This window comes from Actinomadura napierensis (assembly GCF_039529375.1).
Classification (GTDB): Bacteria; Actinomycetota; Actinomycetes; order Streptosporangiales; family Streptosporangiaceae; genus Spirillospora; species Spirillospora napierensis.
Window position 1 is genome coordinate 37,762 of record NZ_BAAAMR010000027.1, and the last position, 15,983, is coordinate 53,744.

11 protein-coding genes are annotated in these 15,983 nt (G+C 71.2%); 7 read left to right on the forward strand and 4 right to left on the reverse strand.

Going from position 1 to position 15,983, the window contains the following annotated elements:
* Positions 1-169 precede the first annotated feature (169 nt).
* Positions 170-5,050 (forward strand): NAD-glutamate dehydrogenase, encoded by a 4,881-nt coding sequence (locus ABD296_RS17380; RefSeq protein ID WP_344267719.1) that lies wholly within the window; start codon positions 170-172, stop codon positions 5,048-5,050.
* Between the two features lie 62 nt (positions 5,051-5,112).
* Here the strand turns inward: ABD296_RS17380 and ABD296_RS17385 are convergent, their stop codons facing one another.
* The 3 genes from ABD296_RS17385 to prfB form a co-directional block, all read right to left on the reverse strand.
* Positions 5,113-6,009, reverse strand: coding sequence for a hypothetical protein (locus ABD296_RS17385; RefSeq protein WP_344267721.1), 897 nt, complete (start codon positions 6,007-6,009; stop codon positions 5,113-5,115).
* A 180-nt stretch (positions 6,010-6,189) separates the two neighbouring features.
* Complete coding sequence (locus ABD296_RS17390) at positions 6,190-7,179, reverse strand: hypothetical protein (protein ID WP_344267723.1); 990 nt, start codon at positions 7,177-7,179, stop codon at positions 6,190-6,192.
* Between the two features lie 132 nt (positions 7,180-7,311).
* On the reverse strand, positions 7,312-8,427 hold the full coding sequence (gene prfB, locus ABD296_RS17395; protein ID WP_344267725.1) for a peptide chain release factor 2: 1,116 nt from the start codon (positions 8,425-8,427) through the stop codon (positions 7,312-7,314).
* A gap of 125 nt (positions 8,428-8,552) precedes the next feature.
* Between prfB and ABD296_RS17400 the strand changes: the two genes are divergently transcribed.
* Positions 8,553-9,614, forward strand: a complete 1,062-nt coding sequence (locus tag ABD296_RS17400; protein WP_344267727.1) for a hypothetical protein — start codon at positions 8,553-8,555, stop codon at positions 9,612-9,614.
* 28 nt (positions 9,615-9,642) lie between these two features.
* Here ABD296_RS17400 and ABD296_RS17405 read toward each other — a convergent pair whose 3' ends face one another.
* Positions 9,643-9,828, reverse strand: coding sequence for a hypothetical protein (locus ABD296_RS17405; RefSeq protein WP_344267729.1), 186 nt, complete (start codon positions 9,826-9,828; stop codon positions 9,643-9,645).
* A 462-nt stretch (positions 9,829-10,290) separates the two neighbouring features.
* On the opposite strand from ABD296_RS17405, the gene ftsE reads away from it, so the two are divergent.
* The 5 genes from ftsE (at position 10,291) to ABD296_RS17430 (ending at position 15,846) form a co-directional block, all read left to right on the forward strand.
* Positions 10,291-10,980: a cell division ATP-binding protein FtsE gene (ftsE, locus tag ABD296_RS17410; RefSeq protein ID WP_285911146.1), complete on the forward strand. Its 690-nt coding sequence runs from the start codon at positions 10,291-10,293 to the stop codon at positions 10,978-10,980.
* A 263-nt stretch (positions 10,981-11,243) separates the two neighbouring features.
* Entirely contained in the window at positions 11,244-12,149 is a 906-nt protein-coding gene (gene ftsX, locus ABD296_RS17415) for a permease-like cell division protein FtsX (RefSeq protein WP_344267733.1), read from the forward strand.
* A 54-nt stretch (positions 12,150-12,203) separates the two neighbouring features.
* Entirely contained in the window at positions 12,204-13,373 is a 1,170-nt protein-coding gene (locus ABD296_RS17420) for a S41 family peptidase (protein ID WP_344267735.1), read from the forward strand.
* Between the two features lie 5 nt (positions 13,374-13,378).
* Positions 13,379-13,852: an SsrA-binding protein SmpB gene (gene smpB, locus ABD296_RS17425; RefSeq protein ID WP_344267737.1), complete on the forward strand. Its 474-nt coding sequence runs from the start codon at positions 13,379-13,381 to the stop codon at positions 13,850-13,852.
* Positions 13,853-13,854: 2 nt separating this feature from the next.
* Complete coding sequence (locus tag ABD296_RS17430) at positions 13,855-15,846, forward strand: penicillin-binding transpeptidase domain-containing protein (RefSeq protein ID WP_344267739.1); 1,992 nt, start codon at positions 13,855-13,857, stop codon at positions 15,844-15,846.
* Positions 15,847-15,983 lie beyond the last annotated feature (137 nt).

The following is a 15,983-nucleotide window of genomic DNA, read 5'->3' on the forward strand; positions in this document are numbered from 1 at the left end:
CTTCGGCGATCACCGGGCGGAGGCGCCGCACCGCCTGGCAAGGTGGGCAAAGCCATGCTGACCTGGCGGACTGGCAGGTCGGCTTTGGGGGATTTCCTGGTCTACGCTGGCGCAAGTGAGCGGCGCCACAACGAGGTGGCGAAGTGTCTCTAGGGGAGAGTTGTTGGTGATGGGCGGCAAGCTCGATCAGGCGAAGGACGATCTGCTCCGGAGGGCGGCCGAGACGTGCGCCCAGCGGCCGGGGGCGCGTTCGGCGGGGGACGTCGAGGAGTCCGCCGCCTATCTCCGGCTCTACTACCGCCACGTCGCGCCGGAGGACCTGCTCGCCCGCGATCCCGCCGACATCTGCGGCCCCGCCATGGCGCACCGGGCGCTCGGCGAGGAGCGGCCGCAGGGGCGCGCGAAGGTCCGGGTGTTCACGCCGACGATCGAGGAGTACGGCTGGGACCCCGGCCACACGGTCGTGCAGGTCGTCACCGACGACATGCCGTTCCTGGTCGACTCGGTCACGATGGAGCTGACCCGGCACCAGCTCGCCACCCACCTGATCGTGCACCCGCTGCTCGGGGTCGACCGCGACGTCGCGGGACATCTGCGGGCGTTCCGCGGCAAGCACGACAGCCCGTCCGACATCGACGAGTCGTGGATCCACATCGAGGTGGACCGTACCAGCGACCGGGCGATGCTGGAGCGGCTGGAGAAGGACCTGGTCCGCGTGCTGCACGACGTGCGGGTCGCGGTCGAGGACGAGCCGAAGATGCGGGCGCGGGCGGTGGAGATCGCCGCCGCCATCCGGGACGCGGCGCCGCCGCTGCCGGACAAGGAGCTCGCCGAGGGCGTCGAGCTGCTGGAGTGGCTGGCCGACGGCCACTTCACCTTCCTCGGCTACCGCGACTACACGCTGGTGGAGGACGGGCGGGTCGCGGGCAGCGACGTGGAGGACCGCAGCAATCTCGGCCTGCGCCCCGAACCCGGCACCGGGCTCGGCATCCTGCGCAACGACAAGCGGGAGTCCGACAGCTTTGCGGCGCTGCCGCCGGAGGTGCGCGAGAAGGCCACCGAGCGGCGGCTGCTGATCCTGACGAAGGCGAACTCGCGTTCCACCGTCCACCGCGGCCTGTACCTGGACTACATCGGCGTCAAGAAGTTCGACGAGCGCGGCGAGGTCGTCGGCGAGCGCCGCTTCCTCGGCCTGTTCACGCACGTCGCCTACAGCGAGTCGATCGCGCACGTGCCCGTCCTGAAGCGCAAGCTCGACGAGGTGCTGGAGCGCGCCGGGTTCACCCCGGACAGCTACGACGGCCAGGACCTCATCGAGATCCTGGAGAGCTACCCGCGCGACGAGCTGTTCCAGATCTCCGTCGACGACCTGCTGAGGATCTCGCTGGGCGTGCTGCGGCTGCGCGAGCGCCGCCAGCTGAAGCTGTTCCTGCGCAAGGACCTGTACGGCCGGTTCATGTCGTGCATGGTGTACCTCCCCCGGGACCGCTACACCACCAAGATCCGGCTGCGCATCCAGGAGATCCTTCGCAGGGCGTTCGAGGGCGTCAGCGTCGACTACAGCGCGAACGTGACGGAGTCGCTGCTGGCGCGCCTGCACGTGGTGGTGCGCGGCGAGCGGGGCCGTCCGCTGCCCGACGTGGACGTGGACGGCCTGGAGGGACGGCTCGCGGCGGCGACCCGCTCCTGGGAGGACGACCTCGCCGACGCGATCGTGGAGCAGTGCGGCGAGGAGCGGTCCGGGACGCTCGCCCGCCGCTACGGCGACGCCTTCCCCGACGGCTACAAGGCCGACTTCCCGGCCCGCACCGCGGTCGCCGACCTGCGCTTCCTCGACGACCTCACCGACGACAACGACACTTCGATCAACCTGTACGAGCCGTTCAGCGCCGAGCCCGGCGAGCGGCGGCTGAAGATCTACCGGCTGGGCGAGCCGATCTCGCTGTCGCGGGTGCTGCCGCTGCTGCAGAACATGGGCGTCGAGGTCGTCGACGAGCGCCCGTACGAGGTCAACACCTCCGACGGGCAGCGGTACTGGGTCTACGACCTGGGGCTGCGGTACGCGCCGCCGGGGGACGTCGCGGAGGAGGCCATCAAGGGCCTGTTCCAGGAAGCCTTCACCGCGCTGTGGCAGGGCCGGATCGAGAACGACGGGTTCAACGCGCTCGTCCTGCACGTCGGGCTGAACTGGTGGCAGGCGATGATCCTGCGCGCCTACGCCCTGTACCTGCGGCAGACGGGGACGACGTTCTCCAAGCGGTACATCGAGCAGGTGCTGCTGCGCAACGCCGCCATCACCCGGCTGCTGGTGCGGCTGTGGGAGAGCCGCCTCGACCCGGCGCTGGCGGGCGGCGAGGAGGAGCGCAGCCTCGCCATCATCGAGGAACTGAACGGGATGCTGGATGAGGTCGCGAGCCTCGACGAGGACCGCATCCTGCGCGCCTACCTCGCGCTCGTCCAGGCGACGCTGCGGACGAACCACTACCAGCACAAGCCCTACCTGTCGATGAAGTTCGACCCGGACGGCATCCCGGACCTGCCGCAGCCGCGCCCCACCTACGAGATCTTCGTGTACTCGCCGAAGGTCGAGGGCGTGCACCTGCGGTTCGGGTCCGTCGCGCGCGGCGGGCTGCGCTGGTCGGACCGGCGCGAGGACTTCCGCACCGAGATCCTCGGCCTGGTCAAGGCGCAGGCGGTGAAGAACACCGTGATCGTCCCGGCGGGCGCGAAGGGCGGGTTCGTCGGCAAGCAGCTGCCCGACCCGGCCGTCGACCGCGAGGCCTGGCAGCAGGCCGGCATCGCCTGCTACAAGGACTTCATCTCCGGGCTCCTCGACGTCACCGACAACCTGGTGGACGGCAAGGTCGTCCCGCCGCCGAACGTGGTCCGCCACGACGGCGACGACACCTACCTGGTCGTCGCCGCCGACAAGGGCACCGCGACGTTCTCCGACATCGCCAACGGCGTCGCCGCCGAGTACGGGTTCTGGCTCGGCGACGCGTTCGCGTCCGGCGGGTCCGTCGGCTACGACCACAAGGCGATGGGCATCACCGCGCGCGGCGCGTGGGAGTCGGTGAAGTACCACTTCCGCTCGCTCGGCAAGGACGTCCAGCGGGAGGACTTCACCGTCGTCGGCATCGGCGACATGTCCGGCGACGTGTTCGGCAACGGGATGCTGCTGTCGGAGCACATCAAGCTGGTCTGCGCGTTCGACCACCGGCACATCTTCCTCGACCCCGACCCCGACCCGGCGGCCTCGTTCGCCGAGCGGCGCCGGATGTTCGAGCTGCCGCGCAGCACCTGGGCCGACTACGACACCTCGCTGATCTCCAGGGGCGGCGGCGTGCACCCGCGCACCGCCAAGTCGATCCGGATCACCCCGCAGGTGCGGGCGGCGCTCGGCCTCGACGCCTCGGTGAAGGCCATGGCGCCGTACGAGCTGATCAACGCGGCGTTGAAGGCGCCGGTCGACCTGCTGTGGAACGGCGGCATCGGCACCTACGTCAAGGCGTCGGTGGAGAACAACGCCGACGTCGGCGACAAGGCCAACGACCTGGTGCGGGTGAACGGCGACGAGCTGCGCTGCAAGGTCGTCGGCGAGGGCGGCAACCTCGGCATGACCCAGCTCGGCCGGATCGAGTGCGCGCGCACCGGCGGGCTGGTGAACACCGACTTCATCGACAACTCCGCCGGCGTCGACACCTCCGACCACGAGGTCAACATCAAGATCCTGCTCGACCAGGTCGTGCGGGACGGCGAGCTGACCCGCAAGCAGCGCGACACCCTGCTCTACGAGATGACCGACGAGGTCGCGCGGCTGGTGCTGCCCGACAACTACGCGCAGAACGTGGTGCTCGCCGCGTCCCGCGCGCAGGCGCCCGCGATGCTGCACGTCCACGCCCGGTACATGCGCAAGCTGGAGCGGGACGGGCGGCTGAAGCGGCGCCTGGAGTTCCTGCCGGACGACAAGGCCATCGCCGAGCGGCGGCAGTCCGGGCTCGGGCTCACCAGCCCCGAGTTCTCGGTGCTGCTCGCCTACTCCAAGCTCACCCTGGACCACGAGATCGTCGCCTCCGACCTGCCGGACGACCCCTCCCTGGCGTCCTGGCTGGTCGAGTACTTCCCGACGCCGCTGCGCGAGCGGTTCCGGACCTACATGGACCGGCACCCGCTGCGCCGCGAGATCATCACCACCGCGGTGGTGAACGACCTGGTCAACAACAGCGGCACCACGTTCGTGTTCCGGATGAACGAGGAGACCGGGGCGTCGTCGTCGGACATCGCCCGCGCCTACCTGGTGGCCCGCGAGGTGTTCGCGATGCCGCGGTTCTGGCGGTCGGTGGAGCGGCTGTCGCACCAGGTCGCGGAGTCCACGCAGATCGCGATGCTGCTGGAGGCGCGCAAGCTGACCGAGCGCGGCGCCCGCTGGCTGCTGCACAACCGGCGGCCCCCGTTCGACATCCGCGAGACGATCGACTTCTTCGCCGCCGGCGCCGCCACGCTCACCTCGCAGTTGCCGAAGCTGCTGGTCGGCTTGGACCTGCAGGCGTTCGAGCAGCGCCGGGACGGCTTCGCCGAGCGCGGCGTGCCCGACGAGCTGGCCGAGCAGTGCGCGATGCTGGTCACCGCGTACTCGACGTTCGACCTCGTCGGCATCGCGCACGAGTCGGGACGTCCGGTGGAGGAGGTCGCCGAGGTCTACTTCGACCTCGCCGACCGGCTGCAGCTGGCCCGGCTGCGCGACCGGGTCGTGGCGCTGCCGCGCGACGACCGGTGGCGGTCCATGGCCCGCTCGGCGCTCCGCGACGACCTGTACGCCGCGCACGCCGCCCTCACCCGCGACGTCCTGGTGACGAGCGAGCCGGGCGGGCAGCCCGAGGTGCGGATGGCGCACTGGGCGGAGAAGAACAAGACCGCGGTGCAGCGCGCCCAGCAGACGCTCAGCGAGATCTGGGAGAGCGACAGCTTCGACCTCGCGACGCTGTCGGTGGCGCTCGGCTCGATCCGCACCCTGGTCACCGCCAGCTCCCTCCCCTCCACCGAAGCCTGACCGGCTGCCGAACGGCGTTCGCTTGCGGCGTGTCGTCCCTGTGAAGGGCGACACGCCGCAGGTCAGCGGGCGGTGGTCAGGGAGACGGACTCGCCGAGGACGCGGCCCCTGCCGGACGGCGGGGCGTAGCCGATGGCGAGCCACTGCCACGACACGTGGACGGTCCTGCCGGGCTTGCGGTCGTCCTTGGCGAGGAAGTCGCGGACCTCGGTGGGCAGGCCCCGCTCCGTGCCGCCGGTGAGCGTCGCGTCCTGCGTCAGCCCGTACCAGACGAGGGAGCCGCCGTCGCTGGTGCGCAGGGCGTAGGACGGGCCGGGGCCGGGCTTGAACGCGCCCGGCTCGACCTTCCAGTCGCCCTGCTCGCCCGTGCGGGCGTTCGCCGAGAAGGTGTCGGGGACCAGCCCGCCGGCGTCGCCCTTGGCCAGGTAGTTCGCGTGCGCGGCGGGCAGGCCCCGGTCGGGGGCGGGGATCGCGTAGCCCTCGGCGTCGTAGGCGAGGTCGGGGGCGCCGCCCTGGAAGGTGAGCCAGTGCGCCGCGCGCCAGTCGTCCTTCGCGCCGGTCTTCACGAACACGCCGAGGACCTGCTGGTCCTTGCCGTCCGAGCGTTCCAGCGCGGCCATCCCGAACCATTTCGGGTAGTCCGGCCGGCGCGGCACGTACAGCACCGGGTTCGCCAGGGAGATCGTCGCGGACTCCGGCAGCCTGCCGTAGGTGTGGACGCGGGCCGTCACCGGCGCGGCGAGGGCGCCCGTCACGGTGTCGCGCCAGAGCTTCTCGTCGCCGGACGTGATGGCCTTGTTGTGCCGGTCCGTCCAGTCGCGCAGCACCGCCAGCGACTCGCCGGCGCCGACGGCCGGTGACCCGGTAGGCGTTCTCGAGGCCGTCCCGCCGGCCGCGTCGCCGCCGGAGCAGGCCGAGGCGAGGACGGCGGAGGCGGCCAGGACCACGGCCAGGGCCATGCGAGGCGCTCGGCGCACTTCCCACCTCGGCGGACGAAATGTCGAGTATGTCGCGCCAGTGTAGAAGAACGCGGTGCCCCGGCGGGGGCACCCGCCGAGACCGCGGCAAGCCCGTCGGATGCCGGGTCCGTCCCACTGCAGCGGTCGAGAAGAGCGGGACGGCCCGGCACCCGACGGAGATCAGGAACCGTGGGCGGAGATCGCCTTGCGGTACATGCCGGTGACCGCCGCGCGGCCCTTGGGCGGAACGGTGGCCAGGTACTGCACCAGGACGGTCGTGTCCATGTGCGTCCTGGCGGACGCCGCCGGGGCGAGCCCGGTGAGATCACCGCTCACTGCCAGCGTGCCCCGTTTCGCGGCGGAATACGCCTCGTTCTGCTTCACGACGTACCAGACCAGCGCGCCGCGGTCCTTGGTGCGCAGCGCGTACACCGTGTACGGCGCGGCCGAGAACTTCGAGGTCAGCGTGACGCCCCGCTTCGCCAGCGCCTGCTCGCCCTGCTTCAGGGCGGCGTAGGTCTCGGTGGTCTTCGGCCCCTTCGCGAGCGCGGACGCCCCCGAGGCGGACGGGCCGCCGGTCAGCAGCGCGGCGTGCGCGGCGGGCAGCTTGCCGGGCGCGACGGGCAGGCCCTTGTCGCCGGCGTCCACCGGCGTCGCGTACCCGTCCGGGTCGAGCGCCACCCTGCTCAGCGCCGCGTCCGTCGGGTAGGGGTCGGCGGCCAGCAGCCACGGCGCCCCCGCCTTGGCCTGCGTGAACAGCAGCGCGTGCCGCAGCGTCTGCTTCCCCTTGCCGGTGATCGAGTCGGCGGCGAACCAGTGCGGGTACCCGTGCAGCCGCGGGACGTAGAACGTCGTGTGCGCGAACTTCATCGCGGGCGGCCGTTGCCTGATGACGCGCCGCAGCTTCAGGGCGGCATCGTCCATGGACAGCTGCGGATCGGCCTCGATGCCGGGCAGCGCCTTGCCGTCCAGCCGCTTGCCCGCGCGGTTCACCGCGGTGGCGTAGGCGGCCAGCACCTGCCCGGCCTGCTGCTTGGTCAGCGCCGGCGGGCCCACGCCGGCCGACGAGGTGTTGTCGTCGCACCCGGCCGCGGCCAGCGCGGCGCCGGCCAGCAGGCAGGCCGGCAGGGCGGCCGACAGGGCCGTGGACGTGACGATGCGTGCGGGCATGCAGCCCCCCGTGGTGGAGTCGGTGATCCGGTCCACGGGAGATACTCGCAGAGTGACCGAGCAGTCACTCCCTGAATGCGGAAAGTCGCACGGCGACCTCACCCCGAGGCCAGGTGCACGCCGCGAAACCGATCAGGAGGCGGAGGTCTCCTGCTGGCGCATCCAGCGGATCTCGGCCTCGATGAACTCGTCGATGTCGCCGTCCAGCACCGAGGTCGGGTTGCCGACCTCCACGCCGGTGCGCAGGTCCTTGACGATTTGGTACGGGTGCAGCACGTAGTTGCGGATCTGCGTGCCCCAGCTGCTGGTGCCCTCACCGCGCAGTGCGGACATCTTGTCCGCCTCCTCCTGCCGCTTGCGCTCCAGCAGCTTGGCCTGCAGCACGTTCATCGCCGTGGCCTTGTTCTGCAGCTGGCTGCGCTCGTTCTGGCAGGACACCACGATCCCGGTCGGGATGTGGGTGATCCGCACCGCCGAGTCGGTGGTGTTGACGCCCTGGCCGCCGGGGCCGGACGAGCGGTACACGTCCACCCGCAGTTCGCTCTCGTCGATGTCGACGTGGTCGCTCTGCTCCACCACCGGCACGACGTCCAGGCCCGCGAACGAGGTCTGCCGGCGGGCCGCGTTGTCGAACGGGGAGATGCGCACCAGCCGGTGCGTGCCGTGCTCGCCGCGCAGCGTCCCGTAGGCGTAGGGCGCCTTCACGGTGAACGTCGTCGACTTGATCCCCGCCTCTTCGGCGAAGGACGTCTCGTAGATCTCCGTGGGGTAGCCGTGCCGCTCGGCCCAGCGCAGGTACATACGCTGGAGCTGCTGCGCCCAGTCGGCCGCGTCCACGCCGCCGGCCTGGGCGTTGATGGTGACCAGCGCCTCCCGGGCGTCGTACTCGCCCGACATCAGGGTGCGGACCTCGAGCTGCTGGATCGCCTTGTGCAGCGCCGCCAGCTCCTCGTCGGCCTCCGTACGGGTGTCGGCGTCGTCCATCTCCTGCGCCATCTCGTACAGGGTGGCGGCGTCGTCCAGCCGCTGCCGCAGCCCCTCGACCCGGCCGAGCTCGCTCTCCAGGTACGACAGCTGGCGCGTCACGGACTGGGCGCGTTCCTGGTCGTCCCACAGGCCGGGGTCGGCCGACTGCTCGCGCAGCTCGGCGATGTCCCGCCGCATGCCGTCGAGATCCAGGACCTGCTCGATGCCCGCGAGGGTCGAGCCGAGCTCCTTGAGCTGCTCTTCCGGTTCGATGCCTGCCACGTTCCGAGCTTATCGCCGCGCAGGCAGTGCCCGGACGCCCGGCGCCGGCCTGTGGATGGCAGAATCACGGGCCGGAAGGCCGGTCGTGCACGACCGGCGGACATCGGTGCCGGGGGAGCGGGTCGTTGCGGAAGATCGCGCGGGTGGTGGCGGCCGCCATGCTGCTTGTGCCGCCGCTCACGGCCGCGGGCTGCGCCGACGGCAAAGATAAACAAGAGGCCCGCCCCACCCCGACGATGCCCACGACGGCCCCGCCGCAGCCGGTGGCGCTGACCCCGGACGTCGCGCGCAAGGCGTTCCAGACTTACATCACCGACGAGGACGTGGCGCGCGCCGCCGCCGACGAGCGGCTGGCGCTGACCTGGACATCGGACGGGCAGTCCCTGCTCACCGCCGCCGAGTTCCGCAAGGCGGCCTTCGACGGCGACCCGGTGCGCCGCTTCTCCTACGGCAAGCCGAAGCTGTACGTGCCGAAGCTGAAGGACGACGCGTACCCGCAGTGGTTCGTCGCGTCCGTGGACCGGTCCGTCCCGGGCGAGAAGAAGAGCAAGGAGACCGCGCTGATGGGGTTCATCCTGCGCGGCCCGTCCGACGACTGGCATCTGACGCTGGCGACGATGCTCGCGCCCAAGGCCGAACTGCCGAAGATCGAGGTGGACGCGGACGGCTACGCGACCGCGCTGGGCTCGGACGACTCGAAGGTGCTGATCCGTCCGCGCGACGTCGGCGGGATCCAGGCGACCATGGCCGCCGAGGGCGCCGGCAGCGTGGCCGCCAAGGTGATGGAGACCGGCCCGCTCACATCCGGCTACTACCAGCAGGCCAAGCGCGCCAAGAAGAAGGCCAAGGACAAGGACCTCACCCTCACCGTCGTCTACACCGCCACGCCTTATCCCTATTTCGGGCTGCGGACGAAGAACGGCGGGGGGCTGGTCCTGTACTCGCTGTTCCGCAACGAGGCGCTCGTCGGCCAGGGGCCGTCCGTGAAGCCGGAGATCCCCAAGGAGGCCGAGCACCTGCTGGACGGCACCGTGGAGGGCCAGGAGATCGACACCACGGCGACGCTCCAGTTCGCGGCCTACGACCCGCCGCGCGCCAAGAAGGGCAAGCCGCAGCAGAAGGCCGGGCTCGTGGCGGACGACGGCGCGGTCTCCAAGGCCGCCACCCCGCCGATCAAGAAGCCCTGACGCGGCCTCTCCCGGGCGGGTTCCTCCCTCAGCCGTAGACGCGCTGCAGGACCAGGGCCGCGAAGAGCAGGCCCACGAGGACGGCCAGCACGACGGCGGGCGGCACCGACGGCCCGTGGTCGTGCAGTTCGGCGCGCGCGGCGCGGCAGGTGGGGCAGCGTCCCTCGACCACCGGATTCGAGCACTGAGCGCAGATGAGATGTTCGCAGCTCATGTCGTGGGCCCCAATCTCCGTGAACGGCACGTCTCCGTGAACGGTACGCGGCTCCGTGCGGGGATAACGTCGATCGTCGACCTATTAGGTATCTTTCGCCATCATCCAGCGTAGCCGGACTGTATGGTCGTTCCGGCAAGTCCGGGAGCTTGACGGCATGAAACGGCCGGACGTCGGGAGACGGTACATGACACAGCACGGACAGGTCGGGGCCCTGCGCGGCACCGCCCGCGCCGTCGTCCCGTCCGCGCGCGACACGCCGTTGAACGCGGCGGGCCCCGGGCGTTCCCACCCCACGGAGCGGGACGAGGTAGTTGACTGTCCCCTCTACACTGCTCGAAGGTTCCACGGCCCCCCTGGTCGCGGAGCCGGGCGGCACGAGCCACCGAGCGCGGACGGCCGGTCCGCGGTCACCGGCCGGGCCGCTCCCCAACCCCTAGACTGAACCGCCGTGATGCAGCCGTGATCAATTTCGACAACGTCACCAAGGTCTACCCGAGCCAGAACCGCCCCGCTCTCCAGCATGTGAACGTCGGCATCGAGAAGGGCGAGTTCCTGTTCCTGGTGGGCCCGTCCGGGTCCGGGAAGTCGACCTTCCTGCGCCTCGTCCTCAAGGAGGAGCGCCCGTCCCAGGGTCACGTGCACGTGGCGGGCAAGGACCTGAGCCGTCTGAGCAACTGGAAGGTGCCGCACCTGCGCCGCAGGATCGGCTGCGTCTTCCAGGACTTCCGGCTGCTCCCCAACAAGAACGTCTTCGAGAACGTCGCGTTCGCCCTCGAGGTGATCGGCAAGCCGCGGCGGTTCATCGGCAAGGTCGTCCCCGAGGTCATCGACCTGGTCGGCCTGGAGGGCAAGGCCCACCGGATGCCGGACGAGCTGTCCGGCGGCGAGCAGCAGCGCGTCGCGATCGCGCGGGCGTTCGTCAACCGGCCGATGATCCTGCTGGCGGACGAGCCGACGGGGAACATCGACCCCGCGACCTCGATCGGCATCATGAAGGTGCTGGACCGGATCAACCGGACCGGCACCACCGTCGTCATGGCCACGCACGACGCCGCCATCGTCGACGCGTTCCGCAAGCGCGTCGTCGAACTGGAGGACGGGCGGGTCGTGCGCGACCAGTCCCGCGGCGTGTACGGGCAGGCGTATTGATTCCGGCGAAGCCGGCCCCGGGGGTGAGGGAGGCCGCTCCTCCCGGGCGACACTGACCCGGTCCGGAAGGACCGGGCGGCACGAGCCCCCACCGACCACGGCCCGAAGGGCCACCGCCGCGGGCCCCTCCAGCGGCGGCTCCATTTGAACCGACGAATCCCACCGGGCGTACGACTCGGGCAGAGGCAGGGAAACGCCCGTCCGGGGCCGCACCACGGCGCCCGTGCCGGCGGCGGGACACAGGCGATCAAGGACAGCGAGGCATGCGCGTACAGTTCGTTATGCAGGAGATCTGGATCGGTCTCCGCCGGAACCTGACGATGACGATCTCCTTGGTCATCACCGTCGCCATCGCCATGGCGCTCTTCGGCACCGGACTGCTGCTGCGCCAGCAGGTGGCCGCGTCCAAGGACTACTGGTACGACAAGATCGAGGTCTCGATCTTCCTGTGCGCGAAGACCAGTTCCAACGCCAACTGCCAGAAGCAGGACGTCACCGACACGCAGCGCGAGTCGATCAAGCAGCAGCTGCAGAAGATGGCGAACGTCTCCGACGTCCAGTACGAGACCAAGCAGCAGGCGTACTCCCGGTTCAAGGACCGCTTCTCCGGCTCGCCCGGGTTCGTGCAGAGCACCCGTGAGGGCGACATCCCCGACTCGTTCCGGGTGAAGCTGAAGAACCCCGAGGAGTACAAACCGGTCGCGCAGGCGATGCTGGGGAGACCCGGCGTCGACACGGTGATCAACGAGCAGCAGATCCTGAAGAAGTTCTTCAAGATCCTCAACGGCCTGCAGGCGGCGGCACTGGGCATCGCGCTGATCCAGGTGATCGCGTCGGTGCTGCTGGTCGGGAACACGGTCCGGCTGTCGGCGTTCAACCGGCGCCGGGAGACCGGGATCATGCGGCTGGTCGGCGCGTCGAACACCTATATCCAGTTGCCCTTCATCCTGGAGGGCGCGATCGCGGGACTGATCGGCGGGCTGTTCGCCTCGGTGCTGCTGGTGGTCAGCAAGAAACTGCTGATCGACCGGCTGGCGGGGACGGTGCAGCTGGTCAGCCAGCTCGGCTGGTTCCAGGTGATCATGGTGATCATCGTGTCGATCTGCTTCGGCGTGCTGCTCTGCGCCGCGTCCTCGTTCCTGACGCTGCGCAGATATCTGAAGATCTAGCGGACCGCCGCAAGTCCGGCGGGGCCGGGCGTCCGCGGTTTTACACTGGCCGACATGTCCGTCCCAGGCCGCCTGCTGCGCGGCGCCGCCGTCGCCACCGCGATCCTGTGCGCCTACGGGCTCGGGGTGCTGAGCGGCGAGGGCCGCCCGGACCGGCGGGCCGCCGCGGGCGGGTCGGTGCTGGACGAGGCCGCCGCGAAGATCGGCGGCCGGGCCGCGCGCCCGGTCGGCCGCGGCGAGCTCGACCGCGCCGCCATCGAGGGCATGCTCCGCGGCCTCGGCGACAGGTGGGCCCGCTACTACCCGGCCGCCAGGTACGACGACATGGAGGGCCGGCTGAACGGCCGCTACAGCGGCGTCGGGCTGTGGCTCGGTAGCGCCGACGGCGACCCCCGGGTGCGGGTCGCGAGCGTCCAGCCGGGCACCCCCGCCGCCCGCGCCGGGGTCCTGGCCGGCGACGTGGTCACCCGCGTCGGCGGGAGCTCCGCGGCCGGCTGGGACGTGACACGGGTCGGCCGGGCGCTGCGGGGACGTCCCGGCGCGGCGGTCGAACTCACGGTGCTGCGCGGACGTCGGACAGAGGAGTTCCATCTCGTCCGCACCCCCGTCTCCGGAGGCGACGTCACCGTGACCGATCTGCCAGGACACGTCCGGCTGATCCGGGTCGGCGCGTTCACCCGCGGCACCGGGCGGCAGGTCCGCGACGCGGTGACCGGACGGTCGCCGTCCGGCGCCCCGTCCGGCGGGATCATGCTCGACCTGCGCGGCGACCCCGGCGGCCTGCTCGACGAGGCGGTCGAGACCGCGTCGGCGTTCCTGTCCGGCGGGCTCGTCGTGACCTACGAACCGCGCGGCCGGCCCGCCCAGCGCCGCACCGTGACCGCGCCGGGGGACGCGCGGACCCCGCTCGTCGTGCTGGTCGACGCCGGGACCGCCAGCGCCGCCGAGGTGGTCGCCGGGTCCCTGCGCGACCGGGACCGCGCGGTGATCATAGGATCGCGTACGTACGGGAAGGGCTCGGTGCAGGAGTCCGTCCGGCTCTCCGACGGGTCGGCGATCGAGCTGACCGTGGGTCGCTACCGCACCCCGGGCGGCCGTAACCTCGACGGGGTCGGGATCGAGCCCGACGTGGCGGTCTCCGCCGACCGCCCTCCCTCAGTGGCCGAGCAGCGCGGCCGGAGCGTGCTGCGCGGCCTGCTCGCGACGACGCCGGACAAGGACTGATCACAGTGCCACGCGACACAGGGCGCAAGCTCATCGCCCAGAACAAGCGTGCCCGCTACGACTACCACATCGACGACACGTGGGAGGCGGGCATGGTGCTGATGGGCACCGAGGTCAAGGCGCTGCGCGCCGGCCGCGCCTCCCTCGCCGACGGCTACGCCCACGTGATGGACGGCGAGGTGTGGCTGGAGCACGTGCACATCCCCGAGTACACGCAGGGCACCTGGACCAACCACGCGCCGCGCCGCCGCCGCAAGCTGCTGCTGAACCGGCGCGAGATCCAGAAGATCATCGCCAAGTCGTCCGAGCCCGGCTGGACGCTGATCCCGCTGTCGCTGTACTTCAAGGACGGCAGGGCCAAGGTCGAGATCGGCCTGGCCCGTGGTAAGAAGGCCTACGACAAGCGCCAGGCCATCGCCAAGCGGGAAGCCGACCGGGAGATGCAGAAGGCGGCGGCCGCCCGGTTCAGGAGACGGTGAGGGTGTCGAAGAGCAACCGAGGCCGATCCGCCCGCACGCCGCGGCGGCTCCCGCGCGGGAGCCGCACGGCCCGGCGCCGCGCCGTCTCGCTGGCGGTCTGCGGCGCCCTCGTCGGGACGATGACGACGGGCTGCTGGGCGGAGCCGTCCGCGATGCCCGCCGTCCGCGACTTCCTGATCGCCTGGCAGGTCGGCAACTACCCGGCCGCCGCGAAGAAGACCACCGGCACCGACCAGAAGGCGGTCGCCTCCGCGCTCGGCGCCGTCCGCGCCCAGCTGGACGCGGCGTCGCTGCGGCTGTCGCTCGGCGTGTCCGGCGACCAGGGCCGCGTCGAGGACGCCAAGGTCAAGTCGATCGCCAAGAAGGGCGACGACGCCGACGCGCGCTTCTCGGTCAAGATCGACCTCGGTGAGAACGGCCAGCCCTGGGAGTACCTCGGCCACATGCACCTGCGCCGCGTCGGCGGCAAGTGGAAGGTCGTCTGGAACCCCTCGATCATCAACCCGCAGCTCGGCCCCGGCCAGCGCCTCGCGGTGGTGTCCGAGGTGCCGCGGCGCGCCATGATCAAGGACACCACGGGCCGCAGCATGCTGCACGAGGTGCCCACCTACAACATCGGGGTCGTCCCCGGCCACCTCGCCGACCCGCAGCGCACCATCGAGCAGCTCACCAAGGCCGCCAAGTTCGACGGCGGCCGGCGGCTGGACTCCGAACGGCTGCTCGGCCGGGTGCACTCCGCCCCGCCGCAGAAGTTCCTGTCGCTGCTGACCCTGCGGTACCCGCAGCAGAGGCAGCTGGCCAACCGGCTCATCCAGATCCCGGGCGTGCAGAACCATCCGATCGAGACCCCGAGCGCGCCGAACTACGCGCCGGAACTGGTCGGCGGCCTCGGCCCGGCCACCGCGGACCTGCTCCAGCAGGTCGGAGCCCCCTACCAGCCGGGCGACACCATCGGCGTCAGCGGCCTCCAGCTCCTGCAGCAGCGCCGGCTCGCCGGGACGCCGACCGTCAAGGTGGTCGCCCAGGACTCCTCCGGCAAGTCCACGCAGGTGCTGAAGACGTGGGACGGGCTGCCGCCGCAGGAGGTCTCCACCACGCTGGACCCCGGCGTCCAGCGCAAGGCCGACAGCGCGCTCAAGGGGCTGCCCTACCCCGCGTCGCTCGTGGCGCTGCACCCGAGCTCCGGGCAGGTCGCGGCGGTCTCCAACCACGGCACCGGCGGCGAGAACCGCGCCTTCGAGGCGCACTACCCGGCCGGCATGACGTTCGGGATCGTGAGCGCCGAGGCGCTGTTCGCCCGCGCGGGCATGAACAGCAGCACCAAGACCAAGTGCCCCGCCAACGTGACCGTCGGCGGGAAGACCTTCACCAGCACGCCGCACGCGGACGCGTCCTTCGCCAGCCATTTCGCCCTCGGCTGCAAGACCGCGCTCGCCCAGCTGAGCACCAAGCTCGACGCGCGCGCCCTCCAGGCCGAGGCCGCGCAGCTCGGGATCGGCCGGGGCTGGGGCGCCTCCGCCCCCGCGTTCACCGGGTCCCTGCCGCCGATGAACAGCGAGGGAGCCAAGGCCGCCGCGATGGTCGGCGACGGCGTCCAGGTGAGCCCGCTCGCCATGGCCCTGGTGGCGGGAACCGCCCAGACCGGCACCTGGCGCTCCCCGTACGTCCTCAAGGACCCGGCCAAGCCCGCCGACATCCCGCCGCAGAACCCGCAGTCGGAGGCCATCGCCGACCTGAAGAACGTGCTGACCCGCACCGTCTCCCGGGGCGTCGCCCAAGACGCCCACGTCACGAGCGAGGTCAACGGCACCGCCGCCTACGCCCAGTACACCGAGGGCGGCCGCAACAAGACGGTCTCCTGGTTCGTCGGCGCCCACGGCGACCTGGCGTTCGCCATCGCCATCGAGGGCCCCGTCTCCGCGTCCAAGGTGGCCGCCAAGTTCCTGAGGAGCACGCCCACGGGCGCCAAGACGGGAGCCTCTACCGCAGGCTGACCGCCCCCGCAGGGACTTTGGGAGGCCTTTACCCGGGGGACGCAACCAACCCGGCACCGGGCTGCGTCTTCCAGGGTGACTGAGAAACCGCTTGGGGGGTTGCGGCTCTCGGTCGCAGTGATGAGACCAGAGCCTCG